General features: G+C 73.1%; 16 protein-coding genes. 7 read left to right on the top strand and 9 right to left on the bottom strand.

The features are described 5' to 3' along the window. Position 1: 1 nt before the first annotated feature. Together AB0D28_RS23345 and AB0D28_RS23340 are read right to left on the bottom strand one after the other, a co-directional pair. A complete protein-coding gene (locus AB0D28_RS23345) occupies positions 2 to 1,570 on the bottom strand; it encodes a glycosyltransferase (protein WP_357388919.1) in 1,569 nt (522 codons plus the stop codon). Beyond that, positions 1,567 to 3,135 (bottom strand): glycosyltransferase family 4 protein, encoded by a 1,569-nt coding sequence (locus tag AB0D28_RS23340; RefSeq protein ID WP_357388977.1) that lies wholly within the window; start codon positions 3,133 to 3,135, stop codon positions 1,567 to 1,569. The genes AB0D28_RS23345 and AB0D28_RS23340 overlap by 4 nt, the downstream gene beginning before the upstream one ends. 280 nt (positions 3,136 to 3,415) lie before the next feature. Here AB0D28_RS23340 and AB0D28_RS23335 point away from each other — a divergent pair, with 280 nt between their 5' ends. Continuing rightward, positions 3,416 to 4,606 carry a hypothetical protein gene (locus AB0D28_RS23335; RefSeq protein WP_357388917.1) on the top strand — a complete coding sequence of 397 codons (1,191 nt, stop codon included), beginning with the start codon at positions 3,416 to 3,418 and terminating at the stop codon, positions 4,604 to 4,606. A 4-nt stretch (positions 4,607 to 4,610) separates the two neighbouring features. On the opposite strand, the gene AB0D28_RS23330 is transcribed toward AB0D28_RS23335, so the two are convergent. Next, positions 4,611 to 6,503 carry a hypothetical protein gene (locus AB0D28_RS23330; RefSeq protein ID WP_357388915.1) on the bottom strand — a complete coding sequence of 631 codons (1,893 nt, stop codon included), beginning with the start codon at positions 6,501 to 6,503 and terminating at the stop codon, positions 4,611 to 4,613. Between the two features lie 277 nt (positions 6,504 to 6,780). Here AB0D28_RS23330 and AB0D28_RS23325 point away from each other — a divergent pair, with 277 nt between their 5' ends. After that, entirely contained in the window at positions 6,781 to 8,223 is a 1,443-nt protein-coding gene (locus tag AB0D28_RS23325; RefSeq protein ID WP_357388913.1) for a glycosyl transferase, read from the top strand. Further along, positions 8,220 to 10,370 (top strand): glycosyltransferase family 1 protein, encoded by a 2,151-nt coding sequence (locus tag AB0D28_RS23320; protein ID WP_357388911.1) that lies wholly within the window; start codon positions 8,220 to 8,222, stop codon positions 10,368 to 10,370. Before AB0D28_RS23325 ends, AB0D28_RS23320 begins: the two co-directional genes overlap by 4 nt. A gap of 67 nt (positions 10,371 to 10,437) precedes the next feature. Here the strand turns inward: AB0D28_RS23320 and AB0D28_RS23315 are convergent, their stop codons facing one another. The 5 genes from AB0D28_RS23315 to AB0D28_RS23295 all read right to left on the bottom strand — a co-directional run bounded on the left by AB0D28_RS23315 (position 10,438) and on the right by AB0D28_RS23295 (position 16,699). Beyond that, a complete protein-coding gene (locus tag AB0D28_RS23315; protein WP_357388909.1) occupies positions 10,438 to 12,054 on the bottom strand; it encodes a glycosyltransferase family 4 protein in 1,617 nt (538 codons plus the stop codon). 50 nt (positions 12,055 to 12,104) lie between these two features. Then, positions 12,105 to 13,778 (bottom strand): glycosyltransferase, encoded by a 1,674-nt coding sequence (locus AB0D28_RS23310; protein ID WP_357388907.1) that lies wholly within the window; start codon positions 13,776 to 13,778, stop codon positions 12,105 to 12,107. Then, the gene (locus AB0D28_RS23305; RefSeq protein ID WP_357388905.1) at positions 13,775 to 14,809 is read right to left on the bottom strand and encodes a Gfo/Idh/MocA family oxidoreductase; all 1,035 of its coding nucleotides are present in this window, start codon (positions 14,807 to 14,809) and stop codon (positions 13,775 to 13,777) included. The genes AB0D28_RS23310 and AB0D28_RS23305 overlap by 4 nt, the downstream gene beginning before the upstream one ends. Then, positions 14,806 to 15,915: a DegT/DnrJ/EryC1/StrS family aminotransferase gene (locus AB0D28_RS23300; protein WP_357388903.1), complete on the bottom strand. Its 1,110-nt coding sequence runs from the start codon at positions 15,913 to 15,915 to the stop codon at positions 14,806 to 14,808. The genes AB0D28_RS23305 and AB0D28_RS23300 overlap by 4 nt, the downstream gene beginning before the upstream one ends. 151 nt (positions 15,916 to 16,066) lie before the next feature. After that, the gene (locus AB0D28_RS23295) at positions 16,067 to 16,699 is read right to left on the bottom strand and encodes a TetR/AcrR family transcriptional regulator (protein WP_357388901.1); all 633 of its coding nucleotides are present in this window, start codon (positions 16,697 to 16,699) and stop codon (positions 16,067 to 16,069) included. A gap of 151 nt (positions 16,700 to 16,850) precedes the next feature. Between AB0D28_RS23295 and AB0D28_RS23290 the strand changes: the two genes are divergently transcribed. The 4 genes from AB0D28_RS23290 (at position 16,851) to AB0D28_RS23275 (ending at position 21,849) form a co-directional block, all read left to right on the top strand. Beyond that, positions 16,851 to 17,753, top strand: coding sequence for an ABC transporter permease (locus AB0D28_RS23290; RefSeq protein WP_357388899.1), 903 nt, complete (start codon positions 16,851 to 16,853; stop codon positions 17,751 to 17,753). After that, positions 17,746 to 18,546, top strand: a complete 801-nt coding sequence (locus tag AB0D28_RS23285) for an ABC transporter ATP-binding protein (RefSeq protein ID WP_013285259.1) — start codon at positions 17,746 to 17,748, stop codon at positions 18,544 to 18,546. The genes AB0D28_RS23290 and AB0D28_RS23285 overlap by 8 nt, the downstream gene beginning before the upstream one ends. Positions 18,547 to 18,650: 104 nt before the next feature. Then, on the top strand, positions 18,651 to 20,153 hold the full coding sequence (locus AB0D28_RS23280) for a bifunctional cytidylyltransferase/SDR family oxidoreductase (protein ID WP_357388897.1): 1,503 nt from the start codon (positions 18,651 to 18,653) through the stop codon (positions 20,151 to 20,153). A gap of 19 nt (positions 20,154 to 20,172) precedes the next feature. Further along, positions 20,173 to 21,849: a CDP-glycerol glycerophosphotransferase family protein gene (locus tag AB0D28_RS23275; protein ID WP_357388895.1), complete on the top strand. Its 1,677-nt coding sequence runs from the start codon at positions 20,173 to 20,175 to the stop codon at positions 21,847 to 21,849. 6 nt (positions 21,850 to 21,855) lie between these two features. Here the strand turns inward: AB0D28_RS23275 and AB0D28_RS23270 are convergent, their stop codons facing one another. Beyond that, positions 21,856 to 22,602: an alpha/beta hydrolase gene (locus AB0D28_RS23270; RefSeq protein ID WP_357388893.1), complete on the bottom strand. Its 747-nt coding sequence runs from the start codon at positions 22,600 to 22,602 to the stop codon at positions 21,856 to 21,858. Between the last annotated feature and the right edge of the window lie 177 nt (positions 22,603 to 22,779).

Here is a 22,779-nt window from a genome sequence, read left to right as displayed (position 1 = left end):
ACTACTTTCCTCCAGAGGGCCAGATTCGGCGCAGGCGGGCAAGGAACCGACCGGGGGTCACCGGCGTGATCGCGACGATCACCTGGCCCTTGTGGTTCGTGGTGGGCGTGACGAGGTGCCACCGGACTCCGCGCCGGACCACCAGCCGGGGTGCGCCGACCGGGCGGTCGGCGCGCAGCGGCGCCGAGCCCGTCCCGCCCAGGGCGGAGACCTCGGCGCGTACGATACGACGCTCGCCGGCCGCCGCGACGACCGCCAGCAACCGGTCCACCGCGAAATCCGTCCGTACGACGGTACCGGGCGCGGCGGACTCCACCGACGTGACACCCGTCAGATCGCCCACACTGACGCGCAGCGCGTCCGCGCTCAGCTCGGCCAGCTCGGCCCGGCGGCTGCGCGCGGTGATCACCAGGGCGCGGGCACCGGCGGCGTCGCGCCCCCAGGCCAGCCCGGTCGCGGTCAGCCTGGCCAGCAGCGCGGCGACCCGGCCGGTCACGTCGTACCAGTCGTCCGGATAGCCGAACGCCGGGTCGCGGAAGCCGACGTGGTCGGCGTACCAGCTGTCACCCTCGACGACGACATCGGGCAGGGACCGGTCCGACTGCTGCTCGATCAACGTGCGCAGGGCGTCGAGGTCGCCGTCGCGCGCCACCGCCACCCGCAGCCGCTCCTCCGGCGCCATCCGGGCGGTCACGCCGTCGGTCAGGTACGCCTCGGCGAGCTTGCGGACCCGGTCGTGGACGTGCCGCTGCTCCTGCGGGTCGAGGGTGAGGAACTCCTCGCGCAGCAGCTTCGCCACCTCCCAGGTGAAGTGGCGCACCAGCACCGCGTCGCGCCGCGCGCCGGGCTCGATCAGGCCGGCGACGAAACCGACGAGCTCCTCGGCGCAGCGCAGCCGCTCGGAGAACCGGCTGGCGTAGGTGATGTTCTGGGCGTTGTCCCGCTTGACCGCGTAGTAGTACTCGTAGTCGCCGAGAACCGACACCTTCTTCGCCCGGAAGCACGCCTCCAGCGTGAACGGCTGGTCGCTGCCCATCGGCATGTCCGTGCGGAACCGCAGGCCGTACCGCTCGACCAGCTCCCGCCGGAACAGCTTGGTGTTCGACAGCGACCACGGCAGGTCGCTGTCGAACAGGTCGAGCCGCTCCTGGGTGGTGGCGTAGACGGCCTGGTGCACGTACCGCTTGTTGGTGCCGACCATCCGGCCCAGCACCACGTCGGAGTCCCACCGGTCGGCGGCGTCGACGAGGCGCTCCAGCGCCTCCGGGCCGAGGTGGTCGTCCGAGCCGATGAAGAAGACGTACCGGCCGCGGGCGTGGTCGAGCGCCAGGTTGCTCGGCGCCGCCGGGCCGCCGGAGTTGGCCTGGTGCAGCACCCGGACCGTGCCCGGGTACCGCTCGGCGTAGCGGTCCAGTTCCGCGCCGCTGCCGTCGGTGGAGCCGTCGTCGACGGCGACGACCTCCAGCCGGTCCAGGCCGATGGTCTGCCCGACGAGCGAGTCGAGGCAGGCGGTCAGGTAGGGCATGGTGTTGTAGACCGCCACCACCACTGTCACGTCCGGCCCGCTCACGCCCCCACCTCCACCTGTGCCGGTCGCACCGGGGCGGGCGACGGCGACGCCGGACGGGGCGGCGCGCCGGGCAGCAGCCGGGCGTAGACCTCGTCGAGCACCCGCGCCTGCGCCTCCCAGGTCCAGCCGGCCAGCAGGCCCGGCCGGTCGTACGCGGCACGGTAGCGCTGCGGGTCGGCGAGCACCGCGGTGACCGCGCGGACGAAGTCGGCCACGTCCTCGGCGCGGAACACCTCGCCCTGACCGGTCTCCCGGACAGTCTCGGCCATGGTGCGCACGTCGGAGACGACAAGCGGCAGGCGGGCGTGTGAATACTCGAAGAACTTGGTGATCAGCGCGATCTCGTGGTTCGGCCAGTGCTGGATCGGGATGACGCCGACCTGGGCGCCGCTGAGGTAGCGGACCACCTGGTGGTGCGGCACGTAGGGCAGCACGTGCAGCCGGTCCGCCGCGTCCAGCTCGCCGGCCCGGGTGACCAGGCCCCGGACGTACGCCGAGTCGGGCTTGTTCACCACGAGCGCGACGTGCGCTCCGGGCAGCCGGGGCAGCGCCTCGACCATCACCCCGAGGCCGCGCTTGGCGGCGGCCACCCCGCTGTAGACCAGTAGCGGGGTGTCCGGGCCGAGCCCGCAGCGGGCGCGGATGTCCGGCGCCGGCTCGGCCGCGTCGGCGGGCAGCTCGTCCACCGCCGGGGCGTTCAGCACGACCGCCGGCCGTTCGGCCAGCCCGTGCTCGGTGCGCAGCAGGTCGGCCAGGCCGCCGGAGACGGTCATGGTGGCGTCGGCGTACGGCACGTACTCCCGCTCGTGCGCCACGTTGCCGGGCAGCCAGCGGGCGTTGTCGCGCCACGGCTGCACGCCGGGCAGATATTCGTGGGCGTCCCAGAGCAGCGCGATCCGCCGGCCCTTCGCGGCGGCCCGGACCTTCGCGCGGGCGCCGACGCCGAGCATCCGGAAGTCGTTGGCGTGGATCAGGTCCGGCGCCAGCTCGTCGACGACCGGGCCGTAGGCCAGCTCGTAGTCCCACAGGCCCGGCTCCAGGCGCCGCCACGCGCCGTCGCCGCGCAGCCTCCGCCAGAACAGCGTGTACGCGCGGTCCCAGGGACCGTCCAGCTTGCGGCCCTTGCGGGCCCGGGTGAGCTGACGGTTGCGGAACCCGACCCACTTGCGGGTCAGCCCGGACAGCTTCTCCTCGGCGCGCAACGCGGCCCAGGGCAGCCCGCCGGGCCGGCCCACACCGGACTCGCGGGCCGCGACGGTGAGCGCCGCCCGGCGTACCGTCAGGTCCGCGCGCCAGGCCTTGACCGCCTGGGTACGGTGCGCCGCGATGCCGCTGGGCGGATAGGCAAGCGGGTGCCGCAGCCAGGCCCGGCGGAACTCGTGCCGGCGGCGGGCCAGCGGCTCGGGCATCGGCACGAGGCGTACCTCGGCGGCGCCGAGCCGCCAGCTCTGCGGCTGACCGGCCGGCGCCCGGCCGAGCAGCACGACGTCCCAGCCCGCGTCGGCGGCGGAGCGGGCCGCCTTCTGCACCCGGGAGTCCCCGATGACCCCGTTGTCCACCAGCATCACGACCCGTCCCCGGGTGCCCGCCGCTGCGGTCGTGCCGTCAGATCCCATTCCTGCTCGTTTCGTCGTCGCCAGCACCGCGCCCGCGGACCCGAGCGAGTCTACGACAGCGGTCGCGACGCGAACGCCCACCGCCGCCGGTACCCCACGATCTGCCGGACCGGTTGCTACCCTCCATCCTGTTCAACGGCCGGCGCCCGCTGCGGGTCGTTCGCCGGGTCGCCGGCCGCGCCACGCGGGCCCTCGGACAACCCCAGCTCAGCGCGAACGGGACCGCACAATGGACGTGGTGACCACCGAGGAACCCAGCCGGCCCGCGCCAGCCCCGCCGACCGGGCCGGCCACAGCCGAACGCGTCCGGCCCGGCCCCGTCCGGCGGCTGCGCGACGCCGCCCGGGACGCGGCACCCGCGCTGGCGGTGTTCGCGGTGATCCGGCTGATCGGCCTGCTCGTCGTCTACCTGTGGGCCCGCAACCTGGGCGAGTCCCCGGTCGAGCGGCTCACCCGGGCCGACGGCAACTGGTACGCGGGGATCGTCCAGCACGGCTACGACGCGTACGAGAAGACCCAGAGCAACATGGCGTTCTTCCCGCTCTACCCGGGCCTGACCGCGGCCCTGGAGCGGGTCTCCCCGTTCAGCCCGCGCGAGTCGGCCCTGATCGTGGCGTGGCTGGCCGCGCTGGCCGCCGCCTGGGGGCTGTACGCGATCGGCGCGCACCTGCACGACCGGCGTACCGGCATCCTGCTCGCCGCGCTCTGGGGCGCCGTGCCGCACGCCGTCGTGGAGTCGATGGGCTACAGCGAGAGCCTGTTCACCGCGCTGGCCGCGTGGACGCTGTACGCGCTGCTGCGCCGGCACTGGGTCACCGCCGGGGTGGTGTGCCTGTTCGCCGGCCTGACCCGGCCCACCGCCTCGTCGCTGATCCCGGTGGTGGGGCTGGCCGCGCTGCTGGCGATCGTCAGGCGGCGCGACGGCTGGCGGCCGTGGGCGGCGCTGCTGCTCGCCCCGGCCGGCTGGCTGGGCTACCTGGCCTGGGTGGGCGACCGGACCGGCCGGCTGGACGGCTGGTTCCACATCCAGTCCGCCGGCTGGGGCACCACGTTCGACTTCGGCGTCTACACGGTCGACCGCGGGCAGCAGGCGCTGGTCCAGGTGGCGGCGCTGCCGCTGCTGGTGGTCACCGTGGTGGCGCTGCTGTCGATCATGTTCTTCGTGCTGAGCGCGATCGACCGGCAGCCGTGGCAGCTGCTGCTCTACAGCGGCCTGATGCTCGTCACCACGCTCGGCGCGGCCGGCTACTACCACTCCAAGGCGCGGTTCCTGCTGCCGGCGTTCCCGTTGCTGCTGCCCGCCGCCGTGGGCCTGGCCCGGGCCGGATGGGCCCGGGCCGCCACGGTGCTGGCGACACTCGTCGCGTTCTCCGCCTACTTCGGCGGCTACCTGCTGATGATCTGGACGAAGTCGCCCTGACCGGTCAGCGGGTGAACGGCCGGACGTCCCACACCCAGACGTCCGCGACCCGCTCCCCCGGTCCGTACAGCGCGTCCAGCACGGTCTTCAGGTTGTCGTGGCGGCGGGCGCCCCGGTCCGGCAGCACCACCGCGTCGGCCTTCCAGTAGCGGACGTCGGCGCGCGCCTGGTCGACGTCGGCCGGGCCGACCGCGGTGTCCCGCTCGCCGAGCGAGACGGCGGTGAGCAGCTTCGCCGTGGGCTGCGGGTCCACGCCCCAGCGGCCGGTGTTGTCGGTGGCGGAGACCGGGGCGAGGAAGTAGCCCTCGGGGACGGCGAAGCCGGCCACCGCCGCGGAACTCCAGTACAGCGACGTCATGCCGTTCACCGGCACGGGGACCAGCGTGCGGCCGGGGGCCACGTGGTCCCGCCAGGTGCCGGCAGTGACGAAGTCCGGCACCGGAGTGCGGCCCTTGGCATCGAGCGGCATCGGCATGATCGGCAGCAGCGCGGCGGCCACCGCGACGGCCCCGACGCGGGCGGCCAGCCGGCCGGCGGGTTCGGTGCGGCGGGCGGCGAGCCGGTCACCGGCGACCGCGAGCAGCACGCCGAGCGCCACCGTGGTGATCAGCGCGAACCGGGACACCACCACGGAGTCGAACACGGGCAGGTCCTGCACCAGGGCGAACGGTGCGGGGACGTCGGTGCGGCGGGTGCCGACGGTCCAGGTGGTGCCGACGGAGAACAGCGCCGAGACCACTGCGACGGCGCCGAGCACCCGGCCCGTGGTCTCCCGGCGCAGCCACCAGAGCACACCGGCCGCGAGCACCACCAGGGACCAGCCGTAGAAGCTGGCCTGCTCGGTGGTGTTCGGCGCCCAGCCGATCGCGCTGGTCGGGCCACCGGCGAGCGACTTGGTGGCGAACTGGACGAACGAGCCGAGCTTCAGGGCGTAGATGTCCGGGGTGCCGGGGTGGCCGACCCGGTGCTGCGGACCGGCGAACTGCATCCACAGCGGGTACGCCGCCGCGGCCGACACCAGCACGCCGGTGATCGCCAGGCCGGACAGCAGCGGGCGCAGCCGGCGCACCGCGTCGCGGGGCCGGAACGCGAGGTAGGCCAGGACCAGCATCAGGCAGCCGAGCGCGGTCAGGAAGAGGATCTCCAGGCTGATGAAGAACTGGGCGACCACCAGCCCGCCCAGGATCAGGCCGTCGCGGATCACCCGCTCGCCCCGCGACAGCGCGACCACCCGCCAGACGATGAACGGCACCAGCCACTGCGCGGTGATGTGCGGGTGGCCGTTGCTGTGCGAGATCAGCGCGGGCGCGAAGGCGCAGAACAGCCCGCCGACGAACGCGGCCGCCCGGGAGCCGACGACGTGCCGGGACAACACGTGGTACCAGGCGTACCCGGTGCCGGCCAGGTTCAGCGTGATGAACAGCAGATAGGAGAAGGACGCGCCGAACAGCAGGGTGAACGGGGTGAGCACCAGGCCGGGCAGTTGCATCCCGACGTTCGTCATCAGGTTCACGCCGGCCGGGGCGTTCTGCAGCGTGGTGAAGAACGGGTTCTCCAGGTTGGTGACAGCGTGCGCCGCGTACGCCAGCATCCACTCGTTGAAGCCCTGGTCGTTCGGGCGGCTGCCGAGCAGCCGGCCGTCGTAGTCGCGCCAGCCCCGGGCGGTGACCCAGAACGCCCCGGCGAGGTAGACCAGCGCCACGAGCGCGTCGGCCCGCCGCCACCGGCCGCCGCGCCGCTTTTCGGCCGCCGTGTCCGGCTCCGGCTGCTCCGGGGCCGTGGTCGTCGTCGGGCGCGGGGTGGACGACCCCGGATCGGACGAGTCGTCGGCCGCGGACCCGTCGCCGCCGGTGGGGGCGGGCTCACGGTCGCGGGTGTCGGGCGCAGGCGCGGTCATGGCTGAGGAGTCTACGAAAGCGGAGGCCGCGGTCGAGGACCGGCCGAGACGGCGTGTCCGGCCGGCCGGGCCACCCGGCGGAGGTGCGGTGATCCGGGGCACGGCGCCCGGGGTGGCGGCCGAGCGGCGGCGGGCCCGGCGCACGCGACGGCGTTATTGTAGTGTCCGCAGGCGCTCCGGCGGTCGTTACCGGCCACCGGGCACAGCAGGCGCCGCGTCCGGCCGAGCCGTCCAGGCCGTGACACGGCATCTCCCCACCTCCCCAGGATCGGAATCGATGAACAACGGGCGAACTCTCTGGGACTCGTTGAAACTCCCCCGGCCGCGACGGTCCGGGTCCCGGCCGCACATGGTCTACCTCGCGATCGGCTTCCCACCGGCGGCCAAGAGCTGCGCCTACCGGATGCGGGAGACCGCCAACCAGTTCGCCGCCGCGGGCTGGGACGTGACCGCGGTCACCATCGCCGACGAGGCCTGGGAACGGGAGTACGGACTCGACCACACCCTCTCCCAGGGCGTGGACCCCAACGTGCGCGTGGTGAAGCTGCCGCTGTTCCGCGACGACCTCGAGACCGACATCCGCTCGTTCACCGAGCAGCGTGCCCTGGCGCACCTGGACTACCTGGCCGAGCTGCGCAAGCAGAACCTGAAGATCTTCCCCGAGCCGGTCTTCGGCGGCTGGCGTCCGGCGCTGGAGAAGGCCCTGCTCCGCATCCACAAGGAGCGGCACGTCGACCTGCTGGTGACCACCTGCGCGCCGTACGTCAACCTCTCCGCGACCTGGAAGCTGTGGGAGACGCACCGGGTGCCGTACGTCGTGGACTTCCGCGACGGCTGGTCGGTCGACGTGATCAACAACGGTGAGGCGTTCACCCGCGAGTCGGTCTCCGGGCAGTGGGAGATCAAGCTGCTCACCAACGCCGTCGCCATCTGGAACGTCAACGAGCCGATCTCCCGCTGGTACCGCGAGCGCTATCCGGAGCTGGCGCACAAGATGCGCGTCGTGCGCAACGGCTACGACGCGGCGAGCATCCCGGCCCAGGTCCGCCCCGCCCCGCCGGACCGGCCGCTGACCTTCGGCTACCTCGGCGCGCTGAACCTTCCCGTACCGCTGCTGAGCGCCGTGCTGGAGGGCTGGCGCACGGCGCGCGCGGAGGACCCGGCGCTGGCCGACGCCCGCTTCGAGGTACGGGGCCACATCGGCGCCGCCTGGGCGCGCGGCGACAACGCGCACGCGGAGCTGCTCAGGGCCGCCGCCGTCGACGGCGTGCTGGTCGGCGGCTCGGTGCCCAAGGCCGAGGTGGTCGACCTCTACTCCCGCTGGGACGCGGTGGTGCTGATGGTGACCGGCGGCCGGTACATGACGTCCGGCAAGGTGTACGAGTACATGGCCACCGGCCTGCCGGTGGTCTCCGCCCACGAGGCCGACCACGACGCCTCCACCGTGCTCTCCACCTACCCGCTCTGGACCGGCGCGGTCGGGCTGGACCCGGCCGAGCTGGCCGGCGCCTTCCGGCGGGCCGCCGCGATGGCACGTACCGCCGACGCGCCCGAACGGGAGAAGGCCCGCGCCGAGGCGCGGCAGTACGCCCGCGAGGAGCAGCTCATCCCCGCCGTCCGGGAGGTGACCGACCTGGTGCTGGGCGCCGGCGGTCCGGCCGGCACCGCACAGCCCGCCCCCGCCGGCGCGCGCGTCCTGGCCCGAGAAGGTAGGTCATGATCGAGGTCCTGATGGTTATGGGCACCGTCCCCGGACGGGTGGCGGTCCTGACCGACGCGCTCCAGCAGTTCCGCGACAAGGGCGTCACCGTACGGGTGGCCACCACCTTCGACCCGGTGGAGAAGATCCCGGCGGCCACCGAGCTGGCCGAGGTGCACCTGCTGCCCACCGCCAAGGAGCTGGGCCCCCGGTTCGGCCGGATGGTCAAGCGGGCGGCCCCGGCCCGGCGCCCGTGGCTGCGCGCCCAGCGCGACCCGTGGGTACGCCGGCACGCCAAGCGGGCCGACGTCCTGGTCGCGCTGGACGCGCAGGCACTGCACACCGTCTGGCAGCTCGCGCAGCGGTACCGGCGGGCCGACGCCGTCTACGGCATCGCGCCGGCGCTGCGCGCGGTGGAGAAGCGGTCCGCCGACCCGGCCCGCTACCGCCGTCCTCGGCTGAACACCGTCGGCCCGGCCCCGAGCGTGCTGGCGAGCGCCACCCGCAGCCAGACCGTCGACCTGGCGAAGCGGGTGTTCGAGATCAGCACCGGCAAGCGGGCCATGAAGCTCGGCCCGGTGCGCTGGTTCTGGCAGGGCGCCGTCACCGCGCCTGGCCTGCCGGAACGGCACCGCGGCAAGATCGCCCGTCGGGTCACCGGCACCATGCTCAAGACCGGGCACGGCGCCAGCGCGAAGCGGCTGGCGCTGGCGGCGCAGGGCCGGCTCACGAGCCCGGCGACGAAGGGCCAGCTCCTCGGCCCGATCGTGGACGCGGAACTGAGCCAGGGCAAGGTGCCCGAGCACCTGATGACAGTGGTGCGGGGGCAGCTCAAGCTGGCCGACGGCTTCCTCAAGAAGCGCAACCCGGGCAAGGCCGCACCGCACGTGCTGCGCGCGTTCAACCTGATGTTCCACCGGATCGTGCAGTTCGACGGCACCACCTCGCCGCTGGCCGAGGATCCGGAGAAGTTCCTCGCGCCGCTGCACAACAGCGAGGCCGGGAAGGCGATGGCGACGCCGCGCGGGCGGCAGAGCCCGGCGGCGTTCCCGCCGGCCGGCCGGCCGCACCGGATGCTCTTCTTCACCGGGCTGAACGACAACTTCCTCGGGCCGATCCTGGAGCGCTACGAGGCGATGCCCGGGGTGGAGGTCCGCCGGCTGAACCTGATGGAGGAGTCCATCCTCCCGGTGCTCAGCAACGGCCGCACCAACGTGACGCTCCACATGCTCGCCGGGGCCTCGAAGCGGGCCGGCGAGGTCCAGGAGGCGTGGGGCCCTCACCTGGAGTGGGCGGACACGGTCTTCGTGGACTGGTGCAACCTCGGCGCCGCCATGCTGACGATGATCGACCCGGGCACCACCCGGGTGATCGTCCGGCTGCACAGCTTCGAGGCGTTCAGCTGGTGGCCGCACCTGACCGACTGGTCGCGTGTGGACGACGTGGTGTTCGTCTCCGAGCACCTGCGCGACCTGGCACTGGCCGCCGTGCCTCGGCTGCGCGCCCCGCAGGGGCCCCGGACGCACATGATCAGCAACGCGATGGACCTGCACCGGTACGTGGCGCCGAAGGTCTCCGCGGACAGCCGGTTCACCCTCGGGCTGGTCGGGCTCAGCTCGCTGGCGAAGGACCCGCGCTGGGCCCTGGCGGTGCTGCGCGAGCTGCGCCGCCGCGACGAGCGGTACCGCCTCAAGCTGGTCGGCGACGACCTCAACCCGGAACTCAGCCCGGCGATCTCCGACTACGTGCGGGAACTCGACGCCGAACTGGCCGAGCTGGAGCCGTCCGGCGCGGTGGTGCGGACCGGCCGCACCTCGGACGTGCCGGGCGCGCTCACCGACGTCGGGGTCATCCTCAGCACCTCGCTGCGGGAGAGTTTCCACTGTGCGCTCGTCGAGGGCGCGGCCAGCGGCGCGGTGCCGGTGGTGCGGGACTGGCCGTTCTTCGCCGGCCGTCCGCACAGCGCCCGGAGCCTGTTCCCCAGCGACTGGGTGGTGGGCACGCCGCAGGAGGCCGCCGAGCGGATCCTGGCCCTCACCGCCACCGAGGAGGTCTGGCGGGAGGCGGGCCGGGCCGCGGCGTCGCACGTGCTGAGCACCTGGGACTGGTCGGTGACGCAGAAGGACTTCGACCGGCTGCTGCTGGAGCCGCCGGCCACCGCCGGCTGAACCGGCTTACGACGGAGATCGGCCGGCTCCCCCTGTGGGGGGCCGGCCGAACCGTTTGTGCCGGGGGTCAGCGCGTCGTGGCGGCGTACTCCCGCTCGTCCTCGGGGCGCCGGGACGACGGCGGACGCGTCCCGCCCGTCGACGCGCCCAGCAGCGAGGCGTACACCTCGTCGAGGATCCGGGCCTGCGCCTCCCACGTCCAGCCCTCCAGCAGGCCGGGCTTGTCGTAGGCGGCCCGGTAGCGCTCCGGGTCGTCGAGCACGGCCCGGACCGCGCGGACGTAGTCGGCCCGGTCCTCGGCGGTGAACACCTCACCCTGCCCGGTGGCCCGCGCGGTCTGCGCCATGGTCTTCACGTCACTGACCACGATCGGCAGCCGGGCGTGCGAGTACTCCAGGAACTTGGTGATCAGCGCCAGCTCGTGGTTGGGCTTGTGGTGGATCGGGATGACACCGGCGTCCGCGCCGGACAGGAACGGCACCACCTGCCAGTGCGCCACGTACGGCAGCAGGTGCACGCGGTCCGCGACGCCGAGTTCGGCGGCACGCTCCCGCAGCGCCTCGGAGAACTGGTTGTCGCCGTTCGGGTTCATGGTCACGAACGCGACGTGCACGCCGGGCAGCTCCGGCAGCGCCTCCACCATGATCTGGCAGCCCCGGCTCGGGTTCACCGCACCGGAGTAGACGAGCACCGGCGTACGGGCGTCCACGCCGCACAGGGCCCGCAGGTCCGGCACGTCGCCGTCGGCCTCGGCCGGCGGCGCCATCGGCGCGTTGAGCACCACGGCCGGCCGGTCGGACAGGCCGTGGGTCTCCTGGAGCAGGTCGGCGAGCGTGTCGGAGACGGTCACCACCGCGTCCGGGTAGGCGGCGTACTCGGCCGTGTAGGCGATCTGGGCCGGCAGCCAGCGCGGGTTGTCGGCCCGGCCGGTGATGCCGCCGACGAACTCGTGGGCGTCCCAGACCAGCTTGGTCCGCCGCCCGGCGGCCCGGGCCCGCAGGGTCGCGCGCGCGCCGATGCCGAGCATCCGGAAGTCGTTGGCGTGGATGATGTCCGGCTTGAGCTCGTCGAGCGTCTTGCGGAAGGCGATCTCGAAGTCCCACAGGCCCGGGTCCAGCCGGCGCCAGGACCGGTCGCCCATCAGCCCCTGCCAGAACCGCACGGGCAGGCGGCTGAACAGCGCCTCCGGATCGGCCTGCGACTTGCGCAGCCGGCGGGTCTCGCCGCTGCGGAACCGCACCCAGCGGGCGAGCGCGGTGGCGGCGGCGCGGGCCGGCAGCTGGGCCGCCCGGCCCACGGTGGCCGGCAGCCCGCCGCCCAGCGCCTGGGCCCGGACGCGGCGCTCGTACAGGTCGGCCTGCCAGGCCTTGATCTCCTGGACCCGGTAGGCGGCCTTGGTGGTGTTCGCGTACGCCAGCGGCCGGCGCAGCGACCGGCTGTACTCGCGGGGCAGCCGGTGCAGCGGCTTGGGCACGCGCAGCAGCCGCACCTCGGCGTCGCCGATGCGCCAGGTGTCGACGTCGGAGCGGGCGTTACGGATGCCGAGGAGGAAGACCTCCCAGCCGGCGTCGGCGGCCGACCGCGCCGCCTTCTGCACCCGGGAGTCGCCGTGGACGCCGTTGTCGACCAGCATCACCACCCGGCCCCGGGTCGGTCGGGCATCGCTGTGAGCGCCAGCTTGCATCGGGTGTTTCTCCTCGTTGACGGGGCGGGCGTGGGGTGGTGGGTGGGCGGTCACCGCAGGAACGCGTCGAAGACCTCGGCGGTGCGTCGCCCGTCGTGGTGGTCACGGACGTAACGTGCGCCCTCCGCGGCCAGGGCGACCGCGGCGGGCCTGTCGTCGAGCAGCGACTCGATGGTCTTGACGAGCGTGGCGGGCGTGGCGTTGGCGATCGGCGGCGCGACTCCCGCGGCCCGGTGCGGACCCTCGCTGAGGTACGCCACCACTACCTTGCCGGCAGCCATCCCCTCACAGGAGAAGGTGCCGTAGCTGCCCATCACCAGCTGGTCGACCACGATGTCGCACTCCTGCACCTGGCGACGCATCTCGTGGTGCGGTAGCCCTTCCACCAGGCGCAGTTCGATGATCCGTCGGTCGTGCAGCTCCCGCAACCGGGGCAGGAGCCGGTCGGTGCCCTTTGTCCACCGTTTCGACGGCGCGTGCAGCACCACCGGCCGGGCGCGTTCCAGCACCGGGCGGTCGCAGGCCCAGGCGTCCACGTCGACGATCAGCGGCGCCCAGGTGGCGAACGGCACGTCGTCCAGCAGGTCGGGGGTGGTCACGAAGAACGGCAGGCCGCTCTCCTCGGCGGTGCGCCGGTTCCGTTCGGTCACCGTGGTGAGCTGCCCGATCAGGTCCTCCGGCGCGTCCCGGAACGCGGACTCGGGGTGCCGTTCCAGGTGCGCGCCGGGGTGGCGGATCTCACTGCCGTGCGCCAGCAGCGCGACCTTGAGCCGGGCCCGGCGCAGCGCGGGCAGGTCCGCCGAGATGTCGTCGCCGTTGGCCCGGCCGAGCACCGGGCGGAACGCGTCCACGATCAGGTGGGTGTACCAGCCGAGCACCCGCTCGGCCTGCGCGGCCTGTACGTCGAGCCGGTGCTCGCCGGGGTAGTTCAGGTAGCGGTCGGCCGGGTAGCGGTAGGTGGCCGGCGGCTTGGCCATCACCAGTTCGACGCCGACGTCGGCGCGCGCGGTGGTGATCGCCACCGCCAGGGCGGAGAGCTGCCCGGCATAGTTCGCCGTGCCCAGCCCCAACCGGATCGGCCCGGCGCCGAGCGGACGCCACGGGCCGGGCGTGCCGGCCTCGATCGGCGCGACCGGCGGCTCCGGCGGCTCATCGCCGCCGCGCTGCCGGGCCCGTTCCACCGCCTTGGTGAAGGAGGGCAGCGAGCCGGGGGCGAAGAGATCGCCGATGCCGTGCCGGGCCAGGTGCTCGCGGACCGCCCGGCTGTCGGCCGCTACCACTGGTAGCCCGGCGGTGCGGAAGGTGTCCAGCAGGCCGAGGCCGGCGTCCGGGTCGAACCCGAACACCGCCACGTCCGCGGAGGCGAGGAACGCGGCCGTCACGGTGCGCGGACGCGGCACCACGTGGACCCGGCGCCGGGCCTTGCCGGCCCGGCTGATCAGGTCCTGTGCCGCCGCCCGCTCCGCCCCGTCACAGGCCAGCGCCAGGTGGACCTCGGGCAACCGGGCCAGGGCGCGCAGCACGCCGTCCAGCGCCCGGTCGCGTGTGATCCCGCCGGCGTGCACCAGCAGCGGCGTGCCGGCGGGAAGCTCACACAGTTCGCGTACCGAAGGGGTCTGCCAGGGCCGCGTGCCGGCGGCGGCCCGGCGGAGCGCGATGCGCCACCGCCGGGGGATCCGCCGCCGTACCGCCGAGACCGTCCGCCGCACCGGCGCCGGGCTCATCGCAGTGCCGGCTCCGCGTCGCTGCCGCTGGCCGCGACGGACACGACCTTGCCGTCGGCGGAGGACTCCAGCAGGGCGGCGGCGACCTGCACGGTACGCAGGCCCTGCCGCAGCGTGACGATGTCGCTCTGCTTGCCCTCCACCGCGTCCCGGAAGCGCTCGTGCTCGACCAGCAGCGGCTCCCGCTTCGGGATGGCGAAGCGGACCATGTCGCCCTCTGCCACACCGCGGAAGGCGCGCAGCGCCTCCCACTCGGTGTCGATGGCGGCGTTGGCGTAGAACGTCAGGTCGGCGGTGAGCGTGTCGGCCACGAAGCAGCCCTTGTCACCGGTGACCACAGTGGACCGCTCCTTGAGCGGGCTGAGCCAGTTCACCAGGTGGTTGACCATCGTGCCGTCGGCGAGCTGGCCGACCACGGCGACCATGTCCTCGTGCAGCCGGCCGCTGCGCGAGACGGTGCGGGCGGCGACCGAGCTGTACTGCTGGCCGGTCACCCAGGCGGTCAGGTCGATGTCGTGGGTGGCCAGGTCCATCACCACGCCGACGTCGGCGATCCGGTGCGGGAACGGGCCCTGGCGCCGGGTCACGACCTGGAACACCTCGCCCAGCTCACCGGCCTCCAGGCGGGTGCGCAGGCTCTGCAGCGCCGGGTTGTAGCGCTCGATGTGCCCGACGCCCGCGACCAGGCCGGCGTTCTCGAACGCCTCGACCAGCCGGGTGGCGGCCTCGACGGACTGGGCCAGCGGCTTCTCGATCAGCGCGCAGACGCCGTTGGCGGCCAGCTCCATGCCGATCGGCTCGTGCAGCGCCGTCGGGCAGGCCACCACGGCGTAGTCGACACCGAGGGCGAGCAGGTCGCTCAGCTCGGGTACGACCGGAGCGCGCAGCGTGCCGGTGACGTCGCCGGCCGGGTCGACCACGCCGACCAGCTCGACACCGTCCAGGTTGGACAGCACGCGGGCGTGGTTGCGGCCCATCGCGCCGAGGCCGATCAGGCCGGCCCGCAGCTTGCGACCTTCACCTTCACTCATCGGGCACCGCCGGCCAGGTTCGCGCCCTCGGCGATCCGCTCCAGGTCGGCCTGGCTCAGCGACGGGTGCACCGGCAGCGAGACCACCTCGGCGGCGGCCCGCTCGGTCTCCGGCAGGTCCCACGGGCCGGGCTTGCCGTCGGTGCCGAGGTACGGCTTGAGCCGGTGGATCGGGGTCGGGTAGTAGACCGCGTTGCCGATGCCCAGCTCGGTGAGGCGGGCCTGGGCGGCGTCGCGGTTGCCCCGCACCCGCACCGTGTACTGGTGGTAGACGTGCTTGGCGCCGTCGGCGACCGGCGGGGTGATCATGCCGGTGATCGCCGAGTCGAGGAACTTGGCGTTGGCGCGGCGCTGCTCGGTCCACTCGGCGAGCTGGGTGAGCTGCACCCGGCCGATGGCGGCGGCCACGTCCGTCATGCGCATGTTGGCGCCGACGATCTCGTTTGCGTACCGCTGCTCCATGCCCTGGTTGCGCAGCAGCCGCAGGGTACGGGCCAGCTCGGCGTCGGCGGTGCTGATCATGCCGCCCTCGAGGGAGTGCATGTTCTTCGTCGGGTAGAAGCTGAAGCAGCCGGCGGTGCCGAACGCGCCGACCGGGGTGCCGTTGAGCTCGGCGCCGTGCGCCTGGGCGGCGTCCTCGACCACTGCGAGGCCGTGCTGCTGCGCGATCGCCATGATCCGGTCCATCGCGGCCGGGTGGCCGTAGAGGTGCACCGGCATGATCGCGACGGTCTTCGGCGTGACCGCGGCGGCGACCGCCTCCGGGTCCACACAGAAGCTGCCCGGCTCGATGTCCACGAAGACCGGCTCGGCGCCGACCAGCCGGACCGCGTTGCCGCTGGCGGCGAACGAGAACGAGGGGACGATGATCTCGTCGCCCGGGCCGAAGCCGAGTGCCATCAGCGTGAGCTGGAGCGCGGAGGTGCCGGAGTTGACGGCGATGCAGTGCCGGCCGCCGACCAGGTCGCCGAACTCCTCCTCGAACGCCGCGACCTCGGGCCCCTGCACGACCCGGCCGCTCCGCAGCACCCGGACGGCCGCCTCGATCTCGGCTTCGCCGATGATCGGCCGTGCGGGGGGAATGAACTCTGGATGCGGCCCGGCCATGGGGCTTCCTCCTGTCGACGCGTGGTTCATGGGAGACATTTCGGGGGATGGTACCGCTCTGTCGGGGAAACCAGCCGTTCGCACTGATTGTCCGACTGGTTGTGACCTTCTGTTCATGATCGGCGACGGACCTCCGGGGGCGGCCCGGGGCTCACACTTCCACCTCGTCGCGCGCAGGCTCCACGCATGCTACCCGCAGGGCGGCGACGATCGCGGCCGCCATCCGGGGCACCTCGACCGGCTCCAGCGGGGCCCGGGAGATCGCCATCCGCCAGTAGACCGGACCGACGATCAGATCGACAGCGGCGCGCCGGTCGGTGGCCGGGGACAGCTCGCCGCGCTCGACCGCCCGGCCGATCAGGATCCGGCCCACCGCCTGCTGGTAGTCGTCCAGGGCGGCCTGCAACTTCTCCGCGATCTGCGGGTTGCGGGCGGCCTCGGCCAGCAGGTCCGGGATGATCTGCGCGGCCAGCCGGTGGCGCAACGCGCGCGCCATCACGTGCAGCAGGATCTCCAGGTCACCGAGGAGACTGCCGGTGTCCAGCAGCGGGATGTTCCGGCCCGCCACCGCCGAGACCATGTCCAGCACCAGATCGAGCTTGGAACGCCAGCGGCGGTAGATGGCGGTCTTGCTCACACCGGCGCGGCGGGCCACCGCCTCGATGGAGAGGCGACCGTAGCCGACCTCGGCCAACTCCTGCATCACCGCCGCGCGGATGGCGCTGGTGATCTCGCCACGCAGCACCGCCGCGCCGGCCGGGGCACGCCTCTTCTCGGTCGTCACGTGGAACAATGTAGCGCAACGACGGTACGGTTGCGTCCCGACGTTCGGTGGACTACCTTCCATGCAGCAGCGAGGCGGCTCCCGCCCGGCCACGCTGGATCTCTTTCACCGCACTGCTCCCCATCAGCACGAAAGATCGGAGCGCCTGAACATGGCCAACACCGCGGTGGCCGACCCCGAATCCGGACTGACCCGGGCCCAACTGGCCCAGCGGTACGGACTACGGGTGGCCGGGGAACGACCAGCCCTGGGCGAGTACGCCCGGCGGCTGTGGGCGTACCGGCACTTCATGACCGCGTACTCGCGGGCGAAGGTCGCCTCCTCGCTGAGCAACACCCAGCTCGGCCAGCTCTGGCAGGTGCTGACACCGCTCACCAACGCGGCCGTCTACTTCCTGATCTTCGGCGTGATCCTGGCCCAGCACCGGAACGTGCCGAACTTCATCGCGTACCTGTGCACGGGCATCTTCATCTTCATCTTCACCCAGACGGCGGCGACGAACGGCGTCAGCGCGATCACCGGCAACCTGGGCCTGATCCGGGCGCTGCAGTTCCCCCGGGCGGCGCTGCCGATCACGGTGACCCTGGTGCAGCTCCAGCAGCTGCTCATGTCGATGGTGGTGCTCGCCGTCATCGTGCTGATCACCGGCGAGCCGATCACCCTGCGCTGGGTGCTGATCGCGCCGATGCTGCTGCTCCAGACGATCTTCAACGTCGGGCTGAGCATGGTCATGGCCCGCCTCGGCTCCAAGGCCACCGACCTCAAGCAGATCATGCCGTTCGTGATGCGCACCTGGCTGTACGCCTCCGGCGTGCTCTACCCGGTGTCGCTCATCCGCCAGCACCTGCCGGGCTGGGCGGCGAACGTCCTGGAGTGGAACCCGCCGCTGGTCTTCATCGAGCTGGCCCGTTACGCGCTGCTCGACTCGCACCAGGCGAACCTGATCAGCTCGCCGCTGAAGCTGTGGGCGCTCGGCCTGTTCTGGGCGGTCGTGATGGGCGCCGGCGGATTCGTCTACTTCTGGCGCGGAGAGAAGGAGTACGGCCGTGGCTGAGCAGACCCTGCCGCTGAACGCCGGCCCGGTGACCGACTCGGGCCGCGTCCCCACTGTGGTGGTGGACGACGTGCACGTGATCTACCGGATCCACAAGGGCGCGAGCGGCGGCACCACCCCGGTCTCCGCGCTCAAGCGGATCGTCTCCCGCACCAAGGCGCCGAACATCCGCGAGGTGCACGCGGTCAAGGGCGTGAGCTTCACCGCGTACGAGGGTGAGGCGATCGGCCTGATCGGCAGCAACGGCTCCGGCAAGTCCACGCTGCTGCGGGCCATCGCCGGGCTGCTCCCGCCGGCCCGCGGCGCGGTCTACACGAAGGGCCAGCCGTCGCTGCTCGGCGTGAACGCCGCGCTGCTGAACGACCTGTCCGGCGAGCGCAACGTGGTGCTCGGCTGCCTGGCCATGGGCATGCCGCCGGAGGAGGTCAAGCGGATCGCCCCGGAGATCATCGAGTTCTCCGGGATCAACGAGCGCGGCGACTTCGCCTCGCTGCCGATGCGCACCTACTCCTCCGGCATGGGCGCGCGGCTGCGCTTCGCGATCTCCTCGGCGAAGAAGCACGACGTGCTGCTCATCGACGAGGCGCTGGCCACCGGCGACCGCAAGTTCCGGGTCCGCAGCGAGCAGCGGGTCCGCGAGCTGCGCGACAGCGCCGGCACGGTCTTCCTGGTCAGCCACTCGATCGGCTCGATCCGGGACACCTGCGAGCGGACCATCTGGCTGGAGAGCGGCGTCCTGAAGATGGACGGCCCCACCAAGGAGGTCTGCGACGCGTACGAGAACCAGAAGTAGCGCCCCGGAGCGCACCGCACCGGGTTCCGCCCGCGGCGGTGCGCTCCGGCGTCCGCGTTAAGGTTCTCGGATCCATCCCCTTTCACCCAGAGTGAGGTACGGCAATGACGCAGGACCACACCACCGCACCGGACGCCACGCCGGCGAGCCCGGCACCCTGGCGCCCCGCACGTACGGTGGCCGTGATCCTCGCCGGGGGGACCGGCACGCGCCTCGGGCTGGGCATCCCGAAGCAGCTCCTCAAGATCGCCGGTAAGCCGATCATCGAGCACACCCTGGCCGTCTTCGAGGCCGCGCCGGAGATCGACGAGATCATCGTGCTGATGGCCACCGGGCACGTCGACGACGCGCGGCGCATCGTCGCCGACGCCGGCTTCCGCAAGGTCACCAAGGTGATCGAGGGCGGCGAGACCCGCAACGACACCACCCGCATCGCGCTCGACGCGGTCGGCGAGGGCGACGTCAACATCCTCTTCCACGACGCGGTCCGCCCGCTGGTCAGCGCCCGGATCGTGCGCGAGTGCGTGAACGCGCTCTGGACCTACTCGGCCGTCGACGTGGCCATCCCGTCCGCCGACACGATCATCCAGGTCGACGCGGACGAGTGCATCACCGACATTCCGGTCCGCTCCCGGCTGCGCCGCGGCCAGACCCCGCAGGCGTTCCGCTCCGGCACGATCCGCGAGGCGTACCGCCGCGCCGAGGGCGACCCCGACTTCGCCGCCACCGACGACTGCGGGGTGGTGCTGCGCTACCTGCCCGGCACGCCGATCAAGGTGATCGACGGCTCGGACGAGAACATCAAGGTCACCCACCCGGTCGACGTGCACCTGGCCGACAAGCTGTTCCAGCTCGCCGCCGCCCAGGCGCCCCGGCTGACCGACCACCGCAGCTACGCCGAGGAGCTGACCGGCCGGACCATCGTGGTCTTCGGCGGCAGCTACGGCATCGGCCACGACCTGGCCGAGCTGGCCCGGGGCTACGGCGCCCAGGTCTTCCCGTTCAGCCGCTCCACCACCGGCACGCACGTCGAGCGCGCCGAGGACGTGGCCGCCGCGCTGAAGACCGCGTTCGAGGCGACCGGCCGGATCGACCACGTGGTGGTCACCGCCGGCATCCTGGAGAAGGGCGCACTGGCCGAGATGGATGAGGAGACGATGGACCGTCTCCTGCACGTCAACTTCGTCGGCCCGGTCACCATCGCGCGCCAGTCGCTGCCGTACCTGCAGCAGACAAAGGGCCAGCTGCTGCTCTACACGTCCAGCTCGTACACCCGGGGCCGGGCCCGCTACGCGCTCTACTCGGCCACCAAGGCCGCGCTGGTCAACCTGACCCAGGCGCTCGCCGACGAGTGGGCCGAGTTCGGCGTACGGGTCAACTGCGTCAACCCGGAGCGCACCGCCACCCCGATGCGGACGCGGGCGTTCGGCGAGGAGCCGGAGCACACCCTGCTCTCCTCCGAGGCGGTCGCGCAGGCGTCCCTGGACGTGCTGATCTCCGACCTGACCGGCCAGGTGGTCGACGTGCGCCGGGCCCCGGGCGAGCAGGCCGCCGCGGTACCGGCCCAGCCGGGCCCGGACCGGTCCGAGCTGTCCGCCGACGCCTGAATCCGACGGGACGTACCAGATGCGTGGTGACCTGGTCCGCAAGCTGCTCGCCCGGGTGCTGACCACCGGGCTGGCGGTGCTGGCCTTCCTCGTCGTGGCACTCACCGGGGCCACCGGCTGGGGCCTGGCCCTGGCCGTCGCGGCGCTCGCCGCGACCGCGTGGGAGCGCCGGGTCCGGCCGTCCGCCGACGGCCTCGCCGAGACGGTGCTCGTCGCCGCCGGCATCCTGGTCGGCTACGCCCGCCGTCTCGACGACGGTTTCGACCCGGTGCTGGCCGCCACCGCGCTGGTGCTGCTCGGGCTGGTGCTGCTGGTCGGGCCGCTGCGGCAGGCCGGCGCGCTGGAGCTCCGCGCGGCCAACCTCCCGGTCCGCACCTGGACACCTGTGGTCGCGGCCCGGCTCGGCGACGCGCTGCTGGTGCTGCTCGCCGTGGTGGCGCTCGCCGCCGTCCTGGCGCTGCCGGCCTGGACGGCGCTGGCCGCCGCACTGCTGGTGGGCGCCGGGTGCGGGGCGGTCGCGCTGGACCTCGCCCGGCGGCGGTTCCGGCCGCCCGCCGGCGGTGGCCCGGTCGGCCGGGCGCTGCGCCGCCACCAGCCCGAGTTCGTGCTGCACTTCTCCGCGCCGCCCGGCTCGGAATATCAGGTCACCATGTGGCTGCCGTACCTGGAACGGATCGGGCGCCCGTTCGTGGTGGTGCTGCGCGAGCCGGAGCTCCTGCCCGCGGTGGCCGCCGCCACCCGCGCCCCGGTGGTCCTCTGCCCCACGCTGAAGGCGCTGGACGAGGCGCTGGTGCCGAGCCTGCGCGTGGCGTTCTACGTCAACCACGGCGCGAAGAACGCCCACCTGATCCGGTTCAACCAGCTCACCCACGTGCAGCTGCACCACGGCGACAGCGACAAGGCCCCCAGCGCCAACCCGGTCTCGGCCATCTTCGACAAGATCTTCGTGGCCGGGCAGGCGGCTGTCGACAGGTACGCCCGCGCCGGCGTGGAGATCCCCGCCGACAAGTTCGTCGTGGTCGGCCGTCCCCAGGTCGAGGCGATCGAGGTACGCCGGGAGCCGGTCACCCCGTCGGCGCACCCCACTGTGCTCTACACCCCGACCTGGACCGGGCACCACGCCGACGCCAACTACTGCTCGCTGCCGGTGGCCGAGACGTTGATCCGCCGGCTGATCGACCGCGAGGTGGCGGTGATCCTGCGCGCCCACCCATACACCGGCAAGAACCCGGCCTCGGCCCGTCAGCTCGCCCGGCTCACCGAACTGCTCGCCGCCGACCGGGCGAAGACCGGCCGGCCGCACCTGTGGGGTGCCGCAGCGGCCCGCGAGCTGACGCTGACCGAGTGCGTCAACCGCGCCGACGCGCTGGTCTCCGACGTCTCCGGGGTCATCTCCGACTGGCTCTACTCCGGCAAGCCGTACGCGGTCACCGACACCGGCGCCGACGGCGAGCACTTCGTCGAGCGGTTCCCGCTCGCGGCGTCCGGCTACGTGCTGCGGCGGGACATGTCGAACGTGGACGAGGTGCTCACCGACCTGCTCGACGCCGACCCGAAGGCCGCGCAGCGCTGGGCCGCGCGGACGCGCTACCTGGGCGACTTCCCCGCCGACGCCTACGCCGAGGCGTTCCTCGCCGCCGCCCGCCGGGAGCTGGAACCCGACTGGGCGGTCCCGGCGCCGCGCGCCGTGGTGTAGGCCAGGTCAGAGGTACGGGTCGAGCAGGGCGAGCACCGCCGCCGGGTCCTCGACGTGCGCGTTGTGGCCCAGCCCCGGCAGCGTGGCAACCGGCACGCCCAGTTCCTTGAGCTGCGCGTCGGTCACCATCGGGTCCAGCTCGCCCCGGGCCAGCAGCACCGGCACGTCGGTGGCGGCCAGCAGCGCCGGCAGCCGGGGCTCCCCGACCGCGAACGCGGCCGGGTCCATGGCGAGCCGCCAGCGGCCGTCCTCCCGCCGCAGCCCCGCCTCCACCACGGGATGGTCCGGGGCGAACAGTCCGGCCAGCCCTGATACCCGCAGGTAGCGCCGGGCCGCCTCGTCGCGGGTGGCGAACCAGGTGACCGGCCGGGCGGCCAGCTCCGCCGACTTCGCCAGCTCGGCCGGGGACCAGACCGCCTTGATGCCGAGGCCCACCACCGCGTCGATCGGAAGACCCCGCTGCCGGGCGGCGAGCGCCAGCGCCACCACCCCGCCGAGCGAGTGCCCCAGCAGCACGAGCCGGTCGTCGGGGCCGAGCCGGACCGGGCCGAGCCCGTCGGCCACGCGTTGGGCCAGGGCCTCGAACGAGTAGCCGTGCAGCGGCGGCGACCAGCCGTGACCGGCCAGATCGCTGGCGAGCCAGCGGCCGGGCCAGCGGCGCTCCAGCAGCGGCGCCCAGGGCAGCCACACCTCACCGGTGGCGCCCATGCCGTGCAGGAGAACCAGATGCCGGTCACCCGTCGTATCGCCCATTGGCGCAGTCTGCCACCGCCCGCCCCGCCCCCGCGACACCGAACCCACCCCACCTCGGTCCCGCCCCGCCCTCACCCCCGCCCGTCGATCTGTGAGTGGGGGTTGTCAAGTGGTTCGGTGGTGGTTGGTGATGGTGCGGTAGAGCTGTCGGGCGATGTAGCGCTTGAGGCAGCGGGT

It is taken from the genome of Micromonospora sp. NPDC048169 (genome assembly GCF_040652815.1).
Taxonomy (GTDB): domain Bacteria; phylum Actinomycetota; class Actinomycetes; order Mycobacteriales; family Micromonosporaceae; genus Micromonospora.
This window is presented reverse-complemented; position numbering and strand designations above follow the sequence as displayed.